Genomic DNA, 20,975 nt, shown 5'->3' with positions numbered 1-20,975 from the left:
GCCGCCATGGGCGCCGCCATGGGCGCCGCCATGGGCGCCGCCATGGGCGCCGCCATGGGCGCCGCCATGGGCGCCGCCATGGGCGCCGCCATGGGTGTCGGCATCGGTGCCGCCACAGGTGCCGACATGGGCGTGGGCATCGGTGCCGCCATGGGCGCCTGCATGGGTGCCGCCATCGACGCGGGCATCGCGGCAGGGGGCGTTGCCATCGCTGTGGGCATCGCGGCGGTGGCGTAGGCGTAGGCGGCCTCGGTGGGCGGCATGGCTCCGGCGTAGGCGTAGGCGGCCTCGGCGGCTGGCACGGCTCCGGCGTAAGCGTAAGCGGCCTCGGCGGGCGGCATGGCTCCGGCGTAGGCATACGCGGCGTCGGCGGGCGGTATGGCTCCGGCGTAGGCATACGCGGCGTCGGTGGGCGGCATGTCTCCGGCGTACGCGTAGGCGGCGCCGGTCATGTCGGGGGCGGGCGCCGTGGCGTAGGAGGCGGCCGGCTGCATGGGGGCCATGGGCGCGGGGGTGGCGGGGGCCGCCGTGGAGTACGCGCCGGCGGCGTAGGCGGTGTCGGCGGCGGCCTGGGGCATCTCGGCGTAACCGGCGGTCGCGTTCGGCGACATGACCCGGAAGCCGCCCATGTCCATCGGAGCCGGGGCGGGAGCAGCGGCGGCGGGCGCCGCGGTCGGGAAGGCGCCGGAGTCGGTGGGGGCGGCGGTCGGGAACACGCTGGTGCTCATGGGGTCCGCGGTCGGGAAGGCTCCCGCGTCGGACGAGTTCGGCATCGGGAACGAGCCCGTGGCGCCCGGCGTCATGATGCGGAAGGAACCGCTGTCCCCCACAGCCGGAGCCGCGGCCTGGGCGGTGCTCATGTCCATGGGAGGCACACCCGGGAACGCCCCGGCGCCCGAGCCGCCCGGGGTCATGATGCGGAAGCCGCTGGTGTCCGCCGGAGTCGGAGCCGCGGCCTGGGCAGGGGCGGGGGCGGGGCCCGCGTCCATCGGAGGCGTACCAGGGAAGCCGCCGGTGCCCGAGCCGCCCGGGGTCATGACGCGGAAGCCGGTCGGGTCCGCCGGGGGTGTGGCACGGCTGGCGCCGGTACCGCCCGGGGTCATGATGCGGAACGTACCGGTGTCGGTCGCGGACACGATCGGGATGCCGCCCGTCTCGGTCACCGCGGGGATCGCGCGGGTGGCGGCGAGGGCGTCGGCCCGGAAGGAGCCGCTGTCGGTCCGCTGGCTCGGTATGCCGACGGCGGGAGCCGCCGCCCACTGCTGCGCCGCGGCCTGGGCCTCGGGTGTGGGCCACGGGGTCTGTGCGGTCGGCACGGGCTGGGCTGCCGGGGCCGGTTCGAGCGCGGCCACCGCGCGCTGCTCCAGCCTCGGGCGCTGCGGCTCGCGGACGACCTCGATGTCGGTCTGCGCGGACGGACCCGCGGTCAGCTCCAGCCGGGCCGGGCCGGAGCCCTCCAACTGGCCGAGCAGGTCGGCGGCCATGGCGCTGACGGGCCGCCGCGGACCGGGCCGGGCGGGTTGCCGGTCGGAGGGGAGTGCGGCCGGGACGCTCGGCCCCAGCTTCGAACGGGCGCCCTCGAACCACTCCCGGGCGATGTTGTCGAGGCCCGGGTCGTCGCGACGGGACCGCTTGAACAGCGGGACACCGCGGGAGCGCGAACCCCCGCTCATCGCGCGCGTGGCGTTGTAGTTCCCGGTGGCGTTCTCGGCCTGGTCGTAGAGGCTGTCGATCCGCTGTCGAACCTCGTCACGGCTCTCGGGCGCCATTGAGGGGTCGTGCTCCTTCCGTACTCCGCCTACCGAGTTAGCTGTCGGGTTCGGGCGGTGAAGTCCGGAAGGCATGCCCTACGGCCGCCGTCCTCACGGACGTTCGGCCGATTCACCCCAGTGGTTCGGTTGGGTCCCCGGTTCCGGATACGCCCCTGGGAGGCGCCGGATTCGGCGGAGGCCGCGCGGCCCGACGGGATTCGCCGGGGGGAGCCGAGCGGCTTGCCCGTCAACTTAGCCAACTTGTGTCACTCGTGTGAAGGTTGAAGTGCGTAATGTCCGATACGTATTTGTGATGTTCGTCTTAGCGTTCGGAACTCGACCGCACGGGACGGCATTTCGCGCGCATCCATTGCTTTCTCTGGGTCACCGGGGCGTTGCCGTCGGTCGCGTCGCCCTGTTCCGGAACTGTTCCGGAACACGCGCTTTCTGTGAGGTCGCCGTGAATTCGTGGGTCTGTTGAACACAGTGGCGCCGCGGCCCGTATAAGGCCGGGGATTTCCATGTCCGGCCGACCACGAGACGCAGGGGAACGACCTTGAGACGCAACAGGCGCAGACGCCCGACCGGCGCACAACGCGCGACCTTCGCAGCGGTCGCCCTGATGCTCGGCGGCGGAGGACTGGTCGCGGTGAACGTCTATGCCTCGGCCACCGAGGGCGGCGGGGACCAGCAGGCCCAGGTCGCCACCGGCCAGGTGCTGTCCGCGCCCACCATCTACTGCCCCGACGTCGGCGGCCGGCTGACGGCGGTACCCGACGGGGCGCGGGCCGACGTCGACAACGAACTCGCCCAGCTGGACCAGCAGATCGTGGCGGCCTACCAGCAACTCACGGAGTCCGCCGCGGCGATCGAGCAGAACCCCGGCCTCGCCGACCAGACGATCATGAACCCGCTGAAGGAGAAGCGGTCCGAGTCGCTCCAGCGCATCGCCGACGCCATCGGCCGTGAGGGCGACCGCCCGCAGGGCCTGGACGACCTCGCCGCCTGCACCCTGCGCTCCTCCAACCAGGGCGACGGGCAGTCCGCGGCCCCCCAGGGCAGTGCCACGCCGAGCCAGAGCGGGCAGGGCAGTGCCGCGCCGAGTCAGGGCACCGGCGCCGGCGGCCAGGGCGGCAACGGCCCGGTCGCCGCCGACTACGCGGACATCACCTCGGTGCAGCCCAATGCCAACACCCCGGCCGAACAGTCCGGCGGCTCCACCGGCACCTTCTCCTCCAGCTGCGGCGTCAACGCGAACGGCCTGTTCAACTCCGACAACGTGATCGTCGCGCCCGGTGTCTCCAACGGCGCCCACCACTTCCACGACTACATCGGCAACCAGTCCAACAACGCCTTCGCCAGCGACCAGGACCTGGCGAACGCCGCCACCAGCTGCGCGGACCAGGGCGACAAATCCACGTACTACTGGCCCGTGCTGCGGCTGCAGAACGGCAAGGAGGAGCGGGACGCCGACAAGCCGGGCGGCGGCACCGAGGGCAACGCCGGACAGATCGTCACGGCCAAGGAGGTCACGCTGACCTTCGAGGGCAACCCGACCTCCAAGGTCACCGAGATGCCGCGGCTGCTGCGCATCATCACCGGTGACGCCAAGGCGTTCGTCAACGGCCCGGCCAACGCCAACGCCTCCTGGAGCTGTACCGGTTACGAGGACCGGCAGCTCAAGGACAAGTACCCGCTCTGCCCCTCGGGCAGTGACGTCGTGCGCACGTTCAGGTTCCAGAGCTGCTGGGACGGCCGGAACATCGACAGCGCCAACCACCGCACCCATGTGGCCTTCGAAGCCCCCGACGGCAGCTGCCCGGCCGGATTCCAGGCCATCCCGCAGCTGGTGCAGCGCATCGTCTACGCCGTGGACGCGCCGAGCCTCCAGGACGGCGGCCGCACGGTCCCGCTGTTCGCGGTGGACTCGTTCCCCGAGCAGCTGCACAAGCCGGTCACCGACCACGGCGACTTCATCAACGTCTTCGACGAGAGCCTGATGCGGAAGATGGTCGACTGCATCAACTCCGGCCGCAAGTGCGGTGCGGGGGCCGACGAGCAGCCGCCGGCCGAGAGTGCGGAGCCGTCCGAGCGGAGCGACACCGCGAGCCCGGTCGCCCCGCCGGCCGAGACGCAGAGCGCGGAGCCGTCCGAGCCGGTGACCGAGCAGCCGTCGTCCGAGCCCCCGGCCGACACCCCGGTCACCGAGACCGCCCCCGCCTCGGACAGCGCCTCCACCCCCGCCGCCGGCGGCACCGAGCTGCCGAGGGTCTACGCGACCGCGTCGCCGAAGAAGACGTCGACCACGAAGTCGTCGGGCGGCGGCGTCATCAGCAAGCCGACGCAGCGGCCCGACACCGAGGCGCCGACCACTGCTGCCGCCGCCACGCCGACCGACACCGCGGTCGCCGCCCCGGCCGGTCAGGAGACCCCGGCCACCGGCTCCCAGACCGAGCCCCAGGCGGTCCAGGGCGGTCTCGCCGAGACCGGCGCCCACCTGTGGCCCGCGGTCTTCGGCGGGCTGCTGCTGGCCTCCGGGGGCGCGCTGCTGTGGCGCACCCGGCGCAACTCGGTCTGACCCTTCTCGAACGCCGCGCGCGGCGCGTCCCGGGCGGGCTCGAACGCGCGGAGCATCTCATCGTGCTCCGCGCTGTCGGGCCCGCCCGGGTGCATGTCGACGGGGCTCTCGGGCGAATGTGCGTCCACGGGACCGCTGTTGACTGCGCGTCACATTACTGAACCGTAACCTGACGGCTGCTACCGCCGGTAAGGCATTTCTCGTTACCGTCGGGTAAACCGCACCCGCCCCGTCGGCCGCTCCGGGGACGTCCTCCGCACCTCCCACGTCCAGCACGTCCAGGAGGTTCCCCATGCCTGCCCGCGTTCGCCTGCTGGCCACCGCCCTCGCCGCTGCCGCCTGCCTCTGCCTCCAGACCCTGCAGGCCACGGCCTCCCAGGCGGAGGTCTCCAGGGGTGTCACCATCCCCGCCTTCTACGACCCGCCGGCCCCCCTGCCCACGGCCGACGGCGCCCTCGTCCGCAGCGAACCCCTCCCGCTGGCCCTGAGCCTGCCGAGCCTGCCCGGCCCGCTGCCGGGCAGCGCGACCCGGCTGATGTACAAGTCCACCGACTCGGCGGGCGACCCCGTCGCCGTCACCGGCGCCTACATCGAGCCCACCGCACCCTGGCTCGGCCCCGGCGCCCGCCCGCTGGTCGCGCTGGCCCCCGGCACCATGGGACAGGGCGACCAGTGCGCCGCCTCCATGGGCCTGCAGTACCCACTGGTCCTCAACGGCCAGACGGTGTCCGTCGGTTACGAGGACCTGTCGATCTACCGGCTGCTGGCCGAGGGCGTCGCGGTCGTCGTCACCGACTACGTCGGGCTCGGCGCCACGGACCGGCTCCACACCTACGTCAACCGGCTCGACGGCGCCCACGCCGTCCTGGACGCCGTACGCGCCGCCCGGAACCTCCCCGGCGCCTCGGTCACCGCCGCCTCGCGGGTGGGCCTGTTCGGCTACAGCCAGGGCGGCGGCGCGGCCGCCGCGGCCGCCGAGCTCCAGCCCGCCTACGCCCCGGACATCACCCTCTCCGGCACCTACGCGGGGGCCCCGCCCGCCGAACTCACCGCCGTCACCGCGGCCATCGACGGCAGCGACCTGGCCGGCGCCCTCGGCTGGGCGGTCAACGGCTTCGTCCAGGCCGACCCGGCGCTCGGACCGATCGTCGACGCCCACCTCGGCGCGGCGGGCCGGGCCGCCCTCGCCGACCTGTCCACGATGTGCGTCGGGGACGCGCTCCTCGCCTACGGCTCCGTACACAGCTCCGCCTGGACGAACGACGGCAGCTCCATCTCCGAGGTCGTCGCCGAGGAGCCCGCCCTCCAGACCTTCCTCGACGAACAGCGCATCGGCAGGACCGCGCCGACGAGCCCGGTCCGGCTGGCCACCGGCGTCAGCGACGACCTCGTCCCGCACGCGCAGGCGCGGCGGCTCGCGGTGAACTGGTGCGACGAGGGCGCGAACGTCACCTACGTGCCGGTCCTCCTGCCGGACGCGGGCCGCGCCCTGCTGAACCACCTCGAACCCCTCCTCACCGACCAGGGCGACGCAATCGCCTGGCTCACGGCCCGGCTGTCCGGCGTACCGGCCGTCTCCAACTGCTGGAGCATGCCCGTACAGCCCTGAGCGCCGCCCGCAGCCGTTTGCCGTCGGCGGGCACCGCACGGCAGGGTGCCGGTGTGCCCACCTTGCTGATCGTCCATCACACGCCCTCACCGCACTGCCAAGCCATGTTCGAGGCCGTGGTCTCCGGGGCGACCACCCCGGAGATCGAGGGCGTGCGGGTCGTACGGCGGGCGGCGCTGTCCGCCACCGCCGCCGACGTGCTCGCGGCCGACGGATACCTCCTCGGCACCCCGGCCAACCTCGGCTACCTCTCCGGAGCCCTGAAGCACTTCTTCGACCAGATCTACTACCCCTGCCTGGACGAGACGCGCGGCCGCCCCTTCGGCGCCTATGTGCACGGCGGCAACGACGTCACGGGCGCCCTGCGCGCCCTCGACTCCATCACCACCGGCCTCGGCTGGCGCCGGGCGGCCGAACCGGTCACGGTGACCGGTGAGCCCGGCAAGGCCGACATCGAGGCGTGCTGGGAACTGGGCGCGACGGTCGCCGCCGGCCTCGCCGCCGACGCCTGACCTGTCTCCGGGGGCGGGTCACCCGGACGGACGAAGGTGCGGGCGCCGGATCCAGGGCACACGATGGGACCAGGCCATGTCGTCGATCCCAGGGAGCGTCGGATGGCAGCGCATCGCCGTGCCTCCGGGCCGCCCGCGAAGGAGATGCTGCGGGACCGCGCCCGTGACGTGGTGGCCGTCGCCGAGGGTATCCGCGAGGTCTCCGCGCGGACCAGCTCCGTCCTGTTCTCCCCGGCGCTGACGGGTTCCGCGCGCCGCCGCCCGCGCACCGGCCTGGCCGCCCGCTGGGCGCTGCTGCGGACGCTCACCAACAAGCAGGGCCTCGGCGGCTCGGCGATCGTCGCGCCGGACGGCGTCGGACATCTGCTCGGCGCGGCGGGGGAGGCGCTGGGCCGGGAGAGCCTGGCCGCGCAGGTGGCGGTCAGCTCGCTGCGGCTCAGGATCGCCGCCGTACTCCTGGACCACCCCGAGTTCGGGCACGACCCGGGCATACGACGGCTGACGGACGCCGTCACCGCCGACCACGACCCGGAGGCCGTCCGCGCGCTGCGGGCCCTCTTCAAGGACCAGGGGGCCCAGCGCTCCCTGTCCGCGCTCGCCCCGATCCTGGCCGAACTCCTCGCCGTCCGGGGCCTGCTGGACGAGGACCCGCTGAGCGACGAGACCGCCTGGGCACTGGCCGCGGGCCGGGAGCTGACCGCCGTCCCGGGCGGGGGCCTCGACGCCGCCCGGCTCTCCGCCCCGGGCCGGGGCGAGGGCGCCGCCCAGGTCGTCGAACTGTCCGCCCAGGAGGCCCGGTCCATCGCCACCGAGGGCTCCTTCCTCGGCTTCCTGCGCAACATCGACGTGCTCGCCGGCGACGGCCGCGTCCTCGTCCAGGAGGTACGCGGCCCCGACGGCGTGCTCCGGTACGTCGTCCAGGCGCCCGGCACGGCCCCCGGCCGCCCCCGCGACGACTCCCCGCAGGACTTCGCCGGCGCCTGGCGCAACCTGTTCCTGACCGACTCGCCGTACACCCGCTCGATCCTGCTGGCGATCCGTGACCACGGCATCCCGCGCGGCGCCGACCTCGCGCTGATCGGGCACGGCGAGGGCGGGACCGCGCTGCTGAACCTCGCACAGGACGACGAGTTCTGCCGCGCCTACCGGGTCACCCACGTGGTCGCCGTCGGCGCGCGGGCCGACGACCGCAGACCAGCCGACCCGCGCACCTGGGTCGCCGGCATCACCAACCGGCACGACATCGTCCCGGTCCTGGACGGCCCCGGCGCCCCGCACCCCAACCGGTACCGGGTCGACTACTCCGGCCCTACCCGCGAGTTCCCGCTCTGCCACCTGCTCCGCGTCTACATCGACCACCTGGAGACGGTGATCCCGCAGGCCCGGGCGGACGTCGACCGGGCCCTCGACCCCTACCGGGGCCCGGTGGAACGCACCCGCGTCTACCGGCTCAGGGACCGCGCCCGCCCACCGGAGGGCTATCCCTTCCTGGCGGTCCCCACCACCAGCCTCGCCACCTCGGCGGGTCCGGTCGAGGTGCCGGTGCGCTACTACGACTCCTCGGCCGCGCACCTGTGCTTCCCGGTCGACACGGACGTGGCCCGCAGCCTGCTGCCCGACGTCGCCTGGCTGGTCCCCGCCCGGCTCGGCCGCCGTGCCCTGGCCGTGCTCTCCCTCTACGAGCACCGCTGCACCACCATCGGCCCCTACACCGAGCTGGGCCTCTCGGTGCTGGTCGACGACCTGTGGCGGCCGCACGCGTACGACCTCGCGGCGGACCTGCTGCGCCGCGCCGACCTGCGCCGCACCGGACGGTACGTGGTCGCGCTCGCCGTCGGCACGGAGGAGGCGCGGGCGGTGGCCGAGGAGGTCTGGGCCCAGCCGGCCGTACGCGGAACCGCCGACGTTGATCTGCAGGGGCGGGAACTGCGCGTACACGCACCCGAGTTGGGCGTCTCGGTCGAGGGCCGCCCGGGTCCCGGCGCCCGCTGTCCGGAGGCGGACTGGGTGCTCTACGGGCGCCGCGGCGGGAGCACCGTACGCACCCTGGTCCGCGCGCACGGCAGGCCGCGCATCCATGCCCGCCCCCGGCTGCGGCTGCGGCTCGACGGCGCCCACGGGCCGCTCGCCCGGTACCTCCAGATCCTCGAACTCGACGCCGTACGGCCCGGGTTCGTGCTGTCCAGCCCCCGGTTCACGGCCCGCAGAAGCGCCGGCGCGGTGCTGCCGCGCTAGGCATCCCTCCGACTACAGGTGAGCCCCATGGCGACCGAATCCCGTCCCGCCACCGCCGCCCCGGAACTCCTCGCGTACGTGGACGACCTGAGAGTCGACGCGGACCGGATGGACGGCTACGCCCAACGGCTGCGCGGCGCCGCCGAGACCCTCGGCAACTGCGCCGGGGCGCCGGAGTGGAGCGGCGCCTCCCTGGAGCGGCAGGCGACGGCCTGTGTGACCGCGGCGATACAACTGCGGGCGGCCGCGACCGCGTTGTTGGCGCACGCGGTGGAGTGAGCGAACGGCCCCCGAACCAGCGGTGTGGCGAACACGCGGTGTGGCGAGCGCACGGTGTGGTGAACATGCGGCGCGGCCGGGACGGTGGCGTCCCGGCCGCATCGTGGCGGTGCCGGCTCAGCAGGCCGGAGCGGTGTGGGGTTGTTCCGGGCCCGGCTTGGGGCGGGTGCGGGTCCAGGACGGGTCGGCGGCGGAGTCAGGAGTGGGGGGACGGTCCATGGGTCGGAGGGCCTCCTGAGGCGTGGGGGGTCGTGAGCGGTGCGTCCGGCGCCGTCGACAGTTCGGCCCAGACGACGCGGGCGGAGGACCGTCCCTCCGGCGCGGCCGTGACACCCCAGTCGAGACTGAGGGCGTCGACGAGGAACAGGCCGCGCCCGTTCTGCTCGTCGGGTCTGGCCCGCCGGGGTGCCGGGAGGGAGATGCTCCCGTTGTTCTGGTCCTCGACCTCGATCCGGATCCGGTCGGCGTCGGCGTGCACCCGGCAGATGATCCGCCGGCCGGCCGAGTGCACGATCGCGTTGGTGACCAGTTCCGAGGTCACCAGGACCGCGTTGTCGCGGGCCTCCTCGCACACGCCCCACGAACCGAGCAGTTCGCCCACGCTCCGGCGGGCGTTGCCCACCGCGCGCGGCGTCGGCGCCAGGTCGAAGGCCCGGCTGAGCACGGCGGTACGGTCCCCGGAGGCGAACCGGTCGAGGCCTTGCGGCCCAGGGAGTCGACCGAGGCGTTCGCCTCCGGGTGGTCTGGGGATGCCCGTCGCGTCCGACGGGCGGTGCGGGCCCTCGGCCGCGGCGGCCAGGGCCGGCCGCGGCAGGCCGGGTATGTGGTCCTCGGGCAGTCGGTCGAGTGGCTGGGGGAGAGAGGGCGGGGCCATCGCCGTGCGCCTTTCGTCCGGCTTCGCAGCGTGGGGGCTGAGCGTTCGCGTCCGCCCCGGGCCGCTCGGGGGCAGACGACGACCCGTGCCTGGGCGGCGCCGGGCCGCAGCTCAGTCTCCCCCAACTGGACTGCTTCGCCTGCTCCTTGGTCGGCCGGAGCAGTAAGTCCACTCTGGCATCTGCCAACATCGCCTCGCAACCGGCAAGTTGAAAATTGCAAGAAGCGAAGTGCATGCTGCTCCCGACAGGAAGTGATCGAACGAGTCCGTGAACGATCACAACCACGTGAGACGGTGACCCTGAAACCTGGTGCGAGGGGGTAGGGCGTGACCTCGGAGACCGACTGGGGCGGAGCCCCTTCCGTCCTGCGCATGATCCTCGGCCGGCAGCTGGAGGAGATGCGGACCCGGGCCGGCCTGACCTACGAGCAGGCGGCCGGCGCGATCGGGGTGAGCCACTCCACGATCCGCCGGATGGAGGCCGCGAAGGTGGCCCGGCTCCGGCTGGCCGACGCCGAGAAGCTTCTGCAGGTCTACGGTGTGACGGACCGGCAGGAGGTCGACACCTTCCTGCAGTCGGTGCGCGAGGCGAACAAGCGCGGCTGGTGGCACACCTACCGCGACGTGATGCCGGACTGGTTCGCCGCGTATCTCAGCCTGGAGCAGGCGGCGTTGCAGATCCGTGCCTACGAGAACCAGTTCGTGCACGGCCTGTTGCAGACCCGCCAGTACGCCGCCGCCCTGCTCGGCGCCGGCAACCCGCACGCGCCCGGCGAGGCGACCGAGCGCATGGTGGCGCTGCGCATGCGCCGCCAGGAACTGATCACCCGGGAGGCACCCCCGCGGCTGTGGGTCGTGATGGACGAGACGGTGCTGCGCTGGCCGGTCGGCGGGTCCGAGGTCATGCGTGCCCAGGTCGACCACCTGATCGAGATCAACCGGCTCCCCAACGTCACCTTGCAGATCATGCCGTTCGCCAACGGCCCGCACCCCGCCATGCGCGCGGGTGCGTACCACCTCTTCCGGTTCCGGGCCCGCGAGCTGCCCGACATCGTCTATCTCAACGGCCTGGTGGGCGCCGTCTACCTGGACAAGAGCGACGACGTCGTGGTCTATCGCGAAGCCCTGGACCGGTTGGGCGCGCAGGCAGCGCCCGCCAGAAAGACCGAGGCCCTCCTCGGTGCGATTCGCAAGGAGCTCTGACGTGCACCACCCGATACACAACGGCATTCCGTCCCGGCAACTCGGCGCGCGCGGCTGGTCCAAGCCGTGGAGCGACGACGCCGGCGGCGCCTGCGTGGAAGTGAAGAAGCTCGCCGACGGCCGGGTCGCGGTACGCCAGTCGACCGACCCCGACGGTCCGGCGCTGGTCTTCACGCCCCGTGAGATGACGAGTTTCCTGTCCGGCGTGAAGGCGGGTGACGCCGACTTCCTGATGTGACCCCTGTTCCCGGAACTTCCTTGCTATAGCTGATCGTTCAACCAACCCCCCACACTCGAAGCACCACAGCGCAGCCCCCCGAACACCCCCGCATCCCTCACCTGAATGGGAGACACGGCGTTGCCCGACAACGGATGGCCGGCCGACCGCATCGACACCGAGAACGCGCACTCCGCGCGGATCTACGACTACATCCTGGGCGGCAAGGACTACTACCCCGCCGACCAGGAGGCGGGTGACGCGATGGCCCGGGAGTGGCCCGCGCTCCCGATCCACATGCGCGCCAACCGCGACTGGATGAACCGCGCCGTGCGCTGGCTCGCCGAGGAGGCGGGGATGCGCCAGTTCCTGGACGTCGGGACGGGCATCCCCACCTCCCCGAACCTCCACGAGATAGCCCAGGCGGTGTCCCCCGACTCCCGGGTCGTCTACGTGGACAACGACCCCATCGTCCTCACCCTGTCCCAGGGCCTGCTCTCCAGCACGCCGGAGGGCCGGACGGCGTACATCGAGGCGGACTTCCGCGACCTGACGGACCTCTTCGACGCTCCCGAGCTGCGCGAGACCCTCGACCTGGACAAGCCGGTCGCCCTCACGGTGATCGCCATCGTCCACTTCATGCTCGACGCGGACGACGCGGTGGGCGTCGTACGACGTCTGCTCGAACCGCTGCCGTCGGGCAGCTACCTGGCGATGTCCATCGGCACCGCCGAGTTCGCGCCCGACGAGGTGGGCCGGGTCGCCCGCGAGTACGCGGCCCGCAACATGCCGATGCGGCTGCGCACCATCGACGAGGCCCACGACTTCTTCACGGGCCTGGAGCTGGTGGAGCCGGGCATCGTCCAGGTGCACAAGTGGCACCCGGACGGCACCGGCGAACAGGGCATCCGCGACGAGGACATCGCGATGTACGGAGCGGTCGCCCGCAAGCCGTGACATGGGCTCCGTGCCGGGGCCCGGCTCACCTTCCCGGCCCCGGCACGGTCGTTCGGCGGGTGTCGGTGACGACCACCCGCAGCGGGGCGGACGGCGCCACGGAGGTCGAGGTCCCGCACCGGGACCTCCCCGAAGGCATCCGCCCCCAGGACGACGAACCGGGCATGCGGACGGCCCTCGACAGGCCGGCCCGGCTCGTCGAGGGCCCCGCCTGACTCAGGCGTTCGGGTCGAACGAGATCCCGGACGGCATGGAGTACCCGAGGTTGGCGTTGAACGAGCCGTCCTTGATCTTGATGGTGGCGTCGCCGAAGTCCGCGTTCATCAACTTGTCGCGGTAGCCGGCCGGGTAGCCGTCCCAGCCCACCAGACGCGGGTAGAACCAGCCGCCGGTCACGTTCTCCGGCGGGTCGTCGTTGGAGTTGGCGAACCGGAAGTCGTGGGTGGACAGGCCGTCCTTGTGGTAGACGATCTTCGGGTGGGTGCCGTCGAACCGGATCGCCGAGGCGGCCGCCACCTGGTAGCTGCTGTGCTGGGACACCGAGACGTACTGCACCTGGTTGTTCTGGATCCACACGATGACGTGTTCCCAGTCGTGCCGGTGTCCGATGGCCAGCGGCCCGTACGTCGCCTGGTCCTTCTCGAAGTAGCTGGCGTACATCACCGCGCACCAGCCGTTGTTGCACTTCTCGCGCGAGTAGGTGTTGGCGTTGGCGAGCTGCGCGTAGTCGTGGCAGTGGCCGTTGACGTCGCCGCCGAGCGCGAGGCCGGGGTTGATGGTGCCGTCGGCGCCGATCGCGGCGGTGGTGTAGCAGCCGTCGCCGTCGTAGTCGTAGGCCGGGGAGAACGTCTGCTCAAGGCCGTCGGCGTTCTGCGGCAGCAGGGTAAGGACGTCGGCGTGCGCGGTGGCGGGCACGGCGACGACCAGCGCGAGCGCGCCGAGTGCGGCTGCGAGGGCCTTGCGCAGCGGCCGTCTGCGGGTGGGGGACTGCAGGTCGGGCATGTGGGCTCCCTGTCGGTGAAAGGCGATGCGGAGTCTGGCAGTCAGCTCGTGCCGGTGACCACCCTCACGACTTAACTTTGACCCAAAGACAATTGAACAGAAGGCCCAACTGCTCAGCTGTCAGAGGCTGTTGACCTGCTGTGAGTCACCCGGTTGCGGTTGCCGTGCGCTCCGCCGGTGGTCAGGCTACTCGTCGGTTCGTCCGCCCCCCACCGCCCGAAAGGGAACCCCCGTGAGCGACACAGACATGCCCTCCGCCCGGCTGAACCGGCGCGGCTTCCTCGGTGCCGCCGCCGCGGCCGGACTCCTCGGCACGCTGGCCACCCCCGCCGAGGCGAAGACCGCGGCCGCCACAGTGATATCCACGGAGTCCGGCCAGGTCACCGGAGTCCAGGGCAGCCTGCGGGGCGTCACCGTCTACAAGGGCATCCCGTACGCCGCCACCACCGCCGGCGCCAACCGCTGGCGCCCGCCGCAGCCGGCCCCCTCCTGGGACGGGGTCAGGGCCGCCGACTCCTGGGGCCCCGCCTGCCCGCAGCCGGTCACGGGCATCCCCGCCGACCAGGTGCCCGAACTGGGCGAGGACTGTCTGAACCTCAACATCTGGACGTCGGCCACCGGTTCGGGAAACAACCGCCCCGTCCTCGTCTGGCTGTACGGCGGCGAGCAGGCCCTGTGGTCGGGCCAGGAGATCTACAACGGCTCCCTGCTCGCGTCCAAGGGCGTGGTCGTCGTCACCCTCGACCACCGGGTCGGCCCGCTCGGCGGTCTCGCCCACCCCGAGCTGACCGCCGAGTCCGCGTACGACGGCTCCGGCAACTGGGGGATCCTGGACGTCGTCGCGGCACTGGAGTGGGTCCAGCGCAACATCGGCGCGTTCGGCGGCGACCCGGACCGGGTCACCCTGGCGGGCTGGGCACAGGGCGCGTCCATCGTGAACATCCTGCTCGCGTCCCGGCGCGCCAAGGGCCTCTACCACCGCGCGCTGCTCTCCTCGGGTGTCCGGTACACGAAGGACCCGGCGCTCGCCCAGGGGACCGGCCGCTACCGGAGCCTCGCCGACGCCGAGGCCGACGGCACCGACTTCGCCGCCGAGTCGGGCGCCGCCGATCTCGCGGGCCTGCGTGCGCTGGCCGCCGACGACATCGTCACCCGGGCCGCCGCCGACACCACCGCCGACTTCGGCCACGTCCTCGACGGATACGTCCTGCCCGACAGCTACACCGCCGTACTGAAGGCCTGTGCCGAGACCGACGTGCCCGTCCTCACCGGCGTCTGCAAGGACGCGAACGGCGCCTCGCCCGACCTGAAACTGACGCTCGACGCCTTCAAGGCCCACGCCCGGTCCGAGTTCGGCCCGCTGGGGCTCGCGGACACCTTCCTGGACCTGTACCCGGCGGACAGCGACACGGCGGCCGCCCAGCAGTACAGCGCCTACGCCCGGGACGAGGAACGCGTCTCCGCCTTCCTGTGGGCGGCCCAGTTCAAGGACACGGCCGCCAACTCCAGCGCCGTGCACACCTACTTCTGGACCCGGGTCCCGCCCGGCTACGACGACACCAACCCGGTCGTCGGCACCGCCGCGGCCGGCGCCTTCGAGGGCTCCGACGTCTACTACCTGCTCGGCTACCTCTACAACACCGACCGCCCCTGGACCTCCAAGGACTACGACATCGCCGACACCACGGCCTCCTATGTCGCCCGCTTCGCCGCCAACGGCGATCCGAACGGCTCCTCCCTGGCCAACTGGCCCGCCCTCGCCACCGACACCCCGCAGACCATGGAACTCGGCGCGGACTTCGGCACGCTCGCGGTGGCCGACAGCGACGCCAAGCTCGCCTTCCTGAAGACGTACCTGGAGTCGCAGACCAAGGAGTTCTGAGGTCCGTTACGCCCGGGCGGAGTCGCGGGCCGATCCGTGGACCGATCCGTGGACCGATCCGTGAACCGATCCGTGAACCGATCCGTGGCCGAGGATGCCGTGGTGGTGACGCTGGTGCACGGTCGGGGTGCGGTGCAGCGCGATCAGGGCCGCGTCGTCGCCGAGGTGGCCGCCCGCATGCGCCAGCAGGTCGCGCCGGATGTGGTGCATCAGCGCCTCCGGAGCGGCGTCGGTCCACTGCGCGACCCGCTCGGCGAGCGGGTAGAAGCGGCGCTGTGCGTCCCGGGCCTCGACGACACCGTCGGTGTAGAGCAGCAGGGTGTCGCCGGGCTCGAAGGAGAACACGTCCAGGGTGTGCTCGGCGCCGCCCGCCCCGGGCACGCCGAGCGGCGGCGACGGGTGCAGGCTCGGCACGGTGACCGCGTGCCCCGGGCTCAGCAGCAGGGGCGGCGGATGGCCGGAGCTGGTCATCCGGGTGACCGGGTCCTCGTCGGGGATCTCGACCAGCAGCGCGGTGGCGAACCGCTCGCCCACCTCCTCCGGGGGCTCCAGGTCCGCCGCGTACCGCTGCACGCTCTGGTCCAGGGCGGCGGCCAGTTCCGGCAGCGTGACATGGCGGTGCGCGGACTCCCGGAAGGCGCCGAGCAGCAGGGCCGCCTCGCCGATCGCGGACAGCCCCTTGCCCCGCACGTCGCCGATCAGGACCCGGACCTCGCCGTCGCAACGGGTGGCCGCGTACAGGTCACCGCCGATCTGCGCCTCGTCCTCGGCGGCCAGGTACAGCGAGGCGATCCGCAGCGGGCCGATGTGCTCGGGCAGCGGCCACATCAGGACGTGCTGCGCCGCCTCGGCGACCGTGCGCACCTGGGCCAGCTGGGCACGGCGCCGCTCGCGGACCGCGCTGTAGACCACCACCATCACCGAGAGCACCGCCAGGGTGACGATCTGCACGATGTGGTTGGCGGTGGTCAGACCGCCGTGGAACACGGCGATCACCACCTGGGCGGCCACCGCCAGCGCCCCGACCAGCGCGGTCGACCGGGGGCCGGCGAACGACGGGGTGAGCGCGGGCGCGATGACCAGGGCGGGACCCAGATGGATGTCGTCGGGCGCGCGGAGGTCCGCCACCGTGATCACCAGGATGAGGGCGATCGGGAGCAGCAGCAGTGCGTGCGACGACTGCCACGACCGCCGCAGCCCCGTCGCACAGCTCTGCAGCTTGCCCATGCCACCAGCGTGCGCCACGGCCGGGGGACCGGCCACCGCGCGCCGGGCGGCGCTCTAGAGGTCCACGGAGCGCATCCCGGCCTCGTCGTAGCGCTCGCCCGCCGCCCGGGGGACCTCGGCCTCGATACGGGCCAGGTCCTCCTTGGTCAGCTCGACGTCGACGGCGCCCGCGTTCTGCTCCAGGTAGGTGATGCGCTTGGTGCCCGGGATCGGGACGATGCCGTCGCCCTGCGCCAGCACCCAGGCGAGGGCCAGCTGCGCGGGCGTCACGTCCTTCTCGGCGGCGATCTCCTGCACCTTGGCGGCCAGCCGCAGGTTCGCCTCCAGGTTGTCGCCGGTGAAACGGGGACCGGTGCGGCGCCAGTCGTTCGCGTCGAGGTCGTCGGGGGAGGAGAACCGGCCGGCGAGGAAGCCGCGGCCCAGCGGCGAGTACGGGACGAACCCGATGCCCAGCTCCCGGCAGGTCGGCAGCACCCCGTCCTCGGGGTCGCGCGACCACAGCGAGTACTCGCTCTGCACGGCCGTGACCGGGTGGACCGCGTGGGCCCGCCGGATCGTCTCGGGACCGGCCTCGCTCAGCCCGATGTGCCGCACCTTGCCCTCGGCGACCAGCTCGGCCAGCGCGCCGACGGTCTCCTCGATCGGTACGTTCGGGTCGACGCGGTGCTGGTAGTACAGGTCGATGTAGTCGGTTCCCAGGCGCTGGAGCGAGCCGTGGACCGAGCTGCGGACGTGCTCGGCCGAGCCGTCCTGCGGGCCGATGCTGCTCATGTCGCCGGGGACGGCGTGGTCCATGCGGTAGTTGAACTTCGTGGCGATAACGTACTCGTCCCGGTGGCCCCGGATCGCCTCGCCGACGAGCGACTCGTTGGTGAGCGGCCCGTAGAGCTGCGCGGTGTCGAGGAAGGTCACGCCGAGTTCCAGCGCGCGGTGGATGGTCCGCACGCCCTCGTCCTCGTCGGCGGTGCCGTAGAAGGCGGACATGCCCATGCAGCCGAGGCCGATGGCGGATACCGGCAGATCTCGCAGATTGCGCTGTTGCATGTGACTCCCAGCCTTTCCCGCTGACGCGTTCTCCTCATGGACGCTACGACTTCAAGAGCACTCGAAGTCAAACGCGCGGCGCCGATCCGGTACACCTGGACCCGGAGCCGTACCAGAACCCGTCGCCGAGCCCGCCCGCGGAGGCCGCATGCTGCTGCGTCAGCTCGAATACCTCGTAGCGCTCGCCCGGGAACGGCACTTCGGCCGGGCGGCCGCCGCCTGCCACGTCTCGCAGCCCTCGCTGTCCGCCGCGATACGACGGCTCGAACACGAACTGGCGGTGCCGATCGTGCGCCGGGGCCGCCGCTACGAGGGACTGACCCCCGAGGGCGAGGTCGTCCTGGCGTGGGCGCACCGCATCCTCGCCGAGGGCGACGCGCTCCGCCAGGAGCTGTCGGCGCTGCGGGACGGCCTCACCGGCACCCTGCGCCTGGGCATCGTCCCCACCGCCGTCCCCGTCGCCTCGCTCCTCACCGGCCCCTTCTGCGACCGGCATCCGCACGCCCGGGTGGCCATGGAGTCCCTGTCGTCCGCCGACATCCGGCGCGGTCTCGCCGAGTTCGAGCTCGACGCGGCCATGACCTACCTGGACGACGACGAACTGCGCCAGGTCCGCCGCTTCCCGCTCTACGAGGAGCGGTACGTCCTGCTCACCCCCGTCGGCGGCCCCCTCGGCGACGCGGTCACGGCCACCTGGTCCGAGGCCGCCGCCCTCCCGCTGTGCCTGCTCGGACAGCGGATGCGCAACCGGCGGATCATCGACGACTGCTTCGCCGCCGACGGCGCCGCCCCCGTCCCGGCGATCGAGTCCGACAGCGTGGCCGGGCTGTACGCCCACCTCCCGGGCGGCCGTTGGTCCAGCGTGATCTCGCACGCCTGGCTGCACATGTTCGGCGTACCGGAGGGCATGCGCGTGGTCCCGCTGGAGGGCCCGGCCCACGGCCCACGGGTCGGACTCGTCGTCGCCCGCAGCGAACCCCAGTCCGTGCTCGCCCGCGCCCTGGTGAAGGTCGCCCGGGAGGCGGGCCTGAGGGACGCCCTCGACAGCCGGCTGCACGCCGTCCTGGACGGCCGCGGCCGATGATAGAAGCGGGCTATCACGGCATAGCAACGTTCGCTTTGACCTGCGCAGTTGTCCCCGAGGATCGTGAAGGGCGCCCATCCGCAACGGAGTTGAGGAGCCGCCGCCATGGCCAAGGTGCTCTGCGTCCTGTACGACGACCCGACCGACGGATACCCGAAGAGCTACGCCCGCGACGACATCCCCGTCATCGACCACTACCCGGGCGGCCAGACCGCCCCGACCCCCGAGGCCGTCGACTTCACCCCCGGCCACCTGCTGGGCAGCGTCTCGGGCGAACTCGGCCTGCGCTCGTTCCTGGAGAAGGCCGGCCACACCCTCGTCGTCACCTCCGACAAGGACGGCGCGGGCTCGGTCTTCGACCGTGAGCTGGCCGACGCGGACGTGGTGATCTCGCAGCCGTTCTGGCCGGCGTACCTGACCCCCGAGCGCATCGCCGCCGCGCCGAACCTCAAGCTCGCGGTCACCGCCGGCATCGGCTCCGACCACGTCGACCTCGACGCCGCGATCGCGCACGGGGTCACCGTCGCCGAGGTGACCTACTGCAACAGCATCAGCGTCGCCGAGCACGTCGTGATGATGATCCTGGGGCTGGTCCGCAACTACCTGCCCTCGCACCAGGTGGTGCTCGACGGCGGCTGGAACATCGCCGACTGCGTGAGCCGGTCGTACGACCTGGAGGGTATGCACGTCGGGACCGTCGCGGCCGGCCGGATCGGGCTCGCGGTGCTGCGCCGCCTGGCGCCCTTCGACGTGAAGCTGCACTACACCGACCGGACCCGGCTGCCCGAGTCCGTCGAGCGCGAGCTGAACCTGACCTTCCACGAGAGCGCGGCCGCCATGGCCCCGCACTGCGACGTCGTCACGATCAACGCGCCCCTGCACCCGGAGACCGAGGGCCTGTTCGGCGACGAGCTGCTGGGCGCGATGAAGCGCGGCGCCTACCTCATCAACACCGCCCGGGCCCTGATCGTCGACCGGGATGCCGTCGACCGGGCGCTGCGCAGCGGGCAGCTGGCCGGCTACGCGGGCGACGTCTGGTACCCGCAGCCCGCGCCGGCCGACCACCCCTGGCGCACCATGCCGCACCAGGGGATGACCCCGCACATCTCCGGCTCCAGCCTCTCCGCGCAGGCCCGCTACGCGGCGGGCACCCGGGAGATCCTGGAGTCCTGGCTCGCCGGCCGGCCGATCCGCGACGAGTACCTGATCGTCGACGGCGGGAGGCTGGCCGGCACGGGAGCCAAGTCGTACTCCGTCAACACCCGTTAGGGGTTCAGCCGGACGGGCAGTTCGAACAGGTCGTTCTGGGTGACCACCGGCTTGTTGCGCAGCTCGGACGCCGGTACCGCGAGGTCGAGGCCGGGGAAGCGGTCGTAGAGCGCGGGCAGCGCGACGCCCGCTTCCAGGCGGGAGAGCGCGGCACCGGGGCAGACGTGCGGGCCGTGCCCGAAGGAGATGTGCCGGTTCTGCGTCTCCCGGGTGACATCGAACTCCCCGGCGCTCGGCCCGTGCGCGTTCTCGTCGCGGCCGATCGCGGCGTACGACACGATCAGCGCGTCGCCCGCCGGGAGCACCTTGTCGCCGACCGGCACGTCCTCGGTGGCGAACCGGATCAGGACGTGCGAGGTCGGGGTGGACCAGCGCAGGGTCTCCTCGACCACCGCCGACCAGTCCACCTCGCCGGAGAGCACCCTGGCCCGCTGGTCGGGGTGGGCGGAGAGGTTGACCACGGCGTTGACGATCAGGGAGATCGTCGTCTCGTGCCCGGCCGCCACCATCAGCTGGAGGGTGGAGACGATCTCCTCGTCGGTGAGGTGGTCGCCGTCCTCGGACGCCAGGATCAGTGCGCTGGTGAGGTCGTCGCCGGGCTCGGCCCGCTTGGCGGCGACCGTCGCCGCCATGATCCCCGCCAGCTCGGTGAGGGTCGCGATGACCTCCGCGGGCGGCGTCTGGGTCGAGAAGAACTTCTCGAACAGCACCTGCAGACGCGGCAGTTCGGCCTGGTCGATACCCATCAGGTCGGCGATGACGTACATCGGCAGCGGGTAGGCGAAGGCCGCCTTGAGGTCGGCGCTCTCCTCGTCCGCGGGGAGCCCGTCGAGCAGGTCCTGGGTGAGCTTCTCGATCCGCTCCCGCATCTGCTCCACCCGGCGCGGGGTGAGCGCCTGCGCGACCAGCGTGCGCATCCTGCGGTGGTCGGCGCCGTCCACGGTCAGCATCGAACGGCCGGGGTTGGCGAGGCCGATCAGCGGCCAGTCCGGCGCTATCTCCCCGCGCTGCCAGGCGCCCCACACATTGATGTCCTTGACCAGGCGCGGGTCGTTGAGCAGCGCCTTGGCCTCGGCATGGTGCGTGACGGCCCAGACGGGAACCCCGCCGGGCAGTTCCACGGCCGCGAGGGGACCGGCGGCACGCAGCCGCGCGCTCTCGCCGTCGAGGTCGGTGACGAAGGGGTCGAGGGCGATCCGGGCTTCTTCGGTACCGGTCGTCATCGTGACGTGCCTCCCAGGGCAGGGTCGGA

The 20,975-nt window shown here is 72.5% G+C and carries 17 protein-coding genes, 1 pseudogene and 1 riboswitch; of the genes and pseudogenes, 12 read left to right on the top strand and 6 right to left on the bottom strand.

What is annotated here, in order from left to right; translation table 11 throughout:
• A pseudogene (locus ACFWPS_RS24095) lies at nucleotides 1-1,769 on the bottom strand (hypothetical protein); the annotation flags it as partial.
• Between the two features lie 10 nt (nucleotides 1,770-1,779).
• Nucleotides 1,780-1,956, bottom strand: a riboswitch (cyclic di-AMP (ydaO/yuaA leader).
• Nucleotides 1,957-2,373: 417 nt separating this feature from the next.
• Here ACFWPS_RS24095 and ACFWPS_RS24090 point away from each other — a divergent pair.
• From ACFWPS_RS24090 to ACFWPS_RS24070, 5 genes are all read left to right on the top strand, one after another.
• Nucleotides 2,374-4,329, top strand: a complete 1,956-nt coding sequence (locus ACFWPS_RS24090) for a DUF1996 domain-containing protein (RefSeq protein ID WP_383708216.1) — start codon at nucleotides 2,374-2,376, stop codon at nucleotides 4,327-4,329.
• Between the two features lie 292 nt (nucleotides 4,330-4,621).
• Nucleotides 4,622-5,938 carry a lipase family protein gene (locus tag ACFWPS_RS24085; protein WP_383708212.1) on the top strand — a complete coding sequence of 439 codons (1,317 nt, stop codon included), beginning with the start codon at nucleotides 4,622-4,624 and terminating at the stop codon, nucleotides 5,936-5,938.
• Between the two features lie 53 nt (nucleotides 5,939-5,991).
• Nucleotides 5,992-6,450: a flavodoxin family protein gene (locus ACFWPS_RS24080; protein WP_383708211.1), complete on the top strand. Its 459-nt coding sequence runs from the start codon at nucleotides 5,992-5,994 to the stop codon at nucleotides 6,448-6,450.
• Nucleotides 6,451-6,552: 102 nt separating this feature from the next.
• Complete coding sequence (locus tag ACFWPS_RS24075) at nucleotides 6,553-8,685, top strand: hypothetical protein (RefSeq protein ID WP_383708210.1); 2,133 nt, start codon at nucleotides 6,553-6,555, stop codon at nucleotides 8,683-8,685.
• 27 nt (nucleotides 8,686-8,712) lie between these two features.
• Entirely contained in the window at nucleotides 8,713-8,964 is a 252-nt protein-coding gene (locus tag ACFWPS_RS24070; protein ID WP_383708209.1) for a hypothetical protein, read from the top strand.
• Between the two features lie 196 nt (nucleotides 8,965-9,160).
• On the opposite strand, the gene ACFWPS_RS24065 is transcribed toward ACFWPS_RS24070, so the two are convergent.
• A complete protein-coding gene (locus tag ACFWPS_RS24065; RefSeq protein WP_383708208.1) occupies nucleotides 9,161-9,838 on the bottom strand; it encodes an ATP-binding protein in 678 nt (225 codons plus the stop codon).
• A gap of 327 nt (nucleotides 9,839-10,165) precedes the next feature.
• Here ACFWPS_RS24065 and ACFWPS_RS24060 point away from each other — a divergent pair, with 327 nt between their 5' ends.
• The 4 genes from ACFWPS_RS24060 (at nucleotide 10,166) to ACFWPS_RS24045 (ending at nucleotide 12,430) form a co-directional block, all read left to right on the top strand.
• Nucleotides 10,166-11,041 carry a helix-turn-helix domain-containing protein gene (locus ACFWPS_RS24060; protein ID WP_383708207.1) on the top strand — a complete coding sequence of 292 codons (876 nt, stop codon included), beginning with the start codon at nucleotides 10,166-10,168 and terminating at the stop codon, nucleotides 11,039-11,041.
• A gap of 1 nt (nucleotide 11,042) precedes the next feature.
• Entirely contained in the window at nucleotides 11,043-11,279 is a 237-nt protein-coding gene (locus ACFWPS_RS24055; RefSeq protein WP_174856016.1) for a DUF397 domain-containing protein, read from the top strand.
• Between the two features lie 120 nt (nucleotides 11,280-11,399).
• A complete protein-coding gene (locus ACFWPS_RS24050) occupies nucleotides 11,400-12,215 on the top strand; it encodes an SAM-dependent methyltransferase (protein ID WP_383708206.1) in 816 nt (271 codons plus the stop codon).
• A 59-nt stretch (nucleotides 12,216-12,274) separates the two neighbouring features.
• The gene (locus ACFWPS_RS24045; protein ID WP_383708205.1) at nucleotides 12,275-12,430 is read left to right on the top strand and encodes a hypothetical protein; all 156 of its coding nucleotides are present in this window, start codon (nucleotides 12,275-12,277) and stop codon (nucleotides 12,428-12,430) included.
• Nucleotide 12,431: 1 nt separating this feature from the next.
• Here ACFWPS_RS24045 and ACFWPS_RS24040 read toward each other — a convergent pair whose 3' ends face one another.
• Nucleotides 12,432-13,217, bottom strand: a complete 786-nt coding sequence (locus ACFWPS_RS24040; RefSeq protein WP_383708204.1) for an NPP1 family protein — start codon at nucleotides 13,215-13,217, stop codon at nucleotides 12,432-12,434.
• Between the two features lie 232 nt (nucleotides 13,218-13,449).
• Between ACFWPS_RS24040 and ACFWPS_RS24035 the strand changes: the two genes are divergently transcribed.
• Nucleotides 13,450-15,099, top strand: coding sequence for a carboxylesterase/lipase family protein (locus ACFWPS_RS24035; protein WP_383708203.1), 1,650 nt, complete (start codon nucleotides 13,450-13,452; stop codon nucleotides 15,097-15,099).
• Between the two features lie 6 nt (nucleotides 15,100-15,105).
• Here ACFWPS_RS24035 and ACFWPS_RS24030 read toward each other — a convergent pair whose 3' ends face one another.
• Nucleotides 15,106-16,326, bottom strand: coding sequence for a PP2C family protein-serine/threonine phosphatase (locus ACFWPS_RS24030; protein WP_383708202.1), 1,221 nt, complete (start codon nucleotides 16,324-16,326; stop codon nucleotides 15,106-15,108).
• Between the two features lie 54 nt (nucleotides 16,327-16,380).
• Nucleotides 16,381-17,370: an aldo/keto reductase gene (locus ACFWPS_RS24025; protein ID WP_383708201.1), complete on the bottom strand. Its 990-nt coding sequence runs from the start codon at nucleotides 17,368-17,370 to the stop codon at nucleotides 16,381-16,383.
• A 148-nt stretch (nucleotides 17,371-17,518) separates the two neighbouring features.
• On the opposite strand from ACFWPS_RS24025, the gene ACFWPS_RS24020 reads away from it, so the two are divergent.
• Nucleotides 17,519-18,454, top strand: coding sequence for a LysR family transcriptional regulator (locus tag ACFWPS_RS24020; protein WP_383708200.1), 936 nt, complete (start codon nucleotides 17,519-17,521; stop codon nucleotides 18,452-18,454).
• A 105-nt stretch (nucleotides 18,455-18,559) separates the two neighbouring features.
• Nucleotides 18,560-19,723, top strand: a complete 1,164-nt coding sequence (locus tag ACFWPS_RS24015) for an NAD-dependent formate dehydrogenase (RefSeq protein WP_383708199.1) — start codon at nucleotides 18,560-18,562, stop codon at nucleotides 19,721-19,723.
• Here ACFWPS_RS24015 and ACFWPS_RS24010 read toward each other — a convergent pair.
• Nucleotides 19,720-20,946 (bottom strand): cytochrome P450, encoded by a 1,227-nt coding sequence (locus ACFWPS_RS24010; protein ID WP_383708198.1) that lies wholly within the window; start codon nucleotides 20,944-20,946, stop codon nucleotides 19,720-19,722. The two genes, ACFWPS_RS24015 and ACFWPS_RS24010, sit on opposite strands and share 4 nt — an antisense overlap.
• Nucleotides 20,947-20,975: the final 29 nt, after the last annotated feature.

Origin of the sequence: Streptomyces sp. NPDC058457, assembly GCF_042720695.1 — a bacterium.
Taxonomy (GTDB): Bacteria; Actinomycetota; Actinomycetes; order Streptomycetales; family Streptomycetaceae; genus Streptomyces.
The sequence above is the reverse complement of the archived record's forward strand: the minus strand, read 5'-3'. Positions and strand labels throughout refer to the sequence as shown.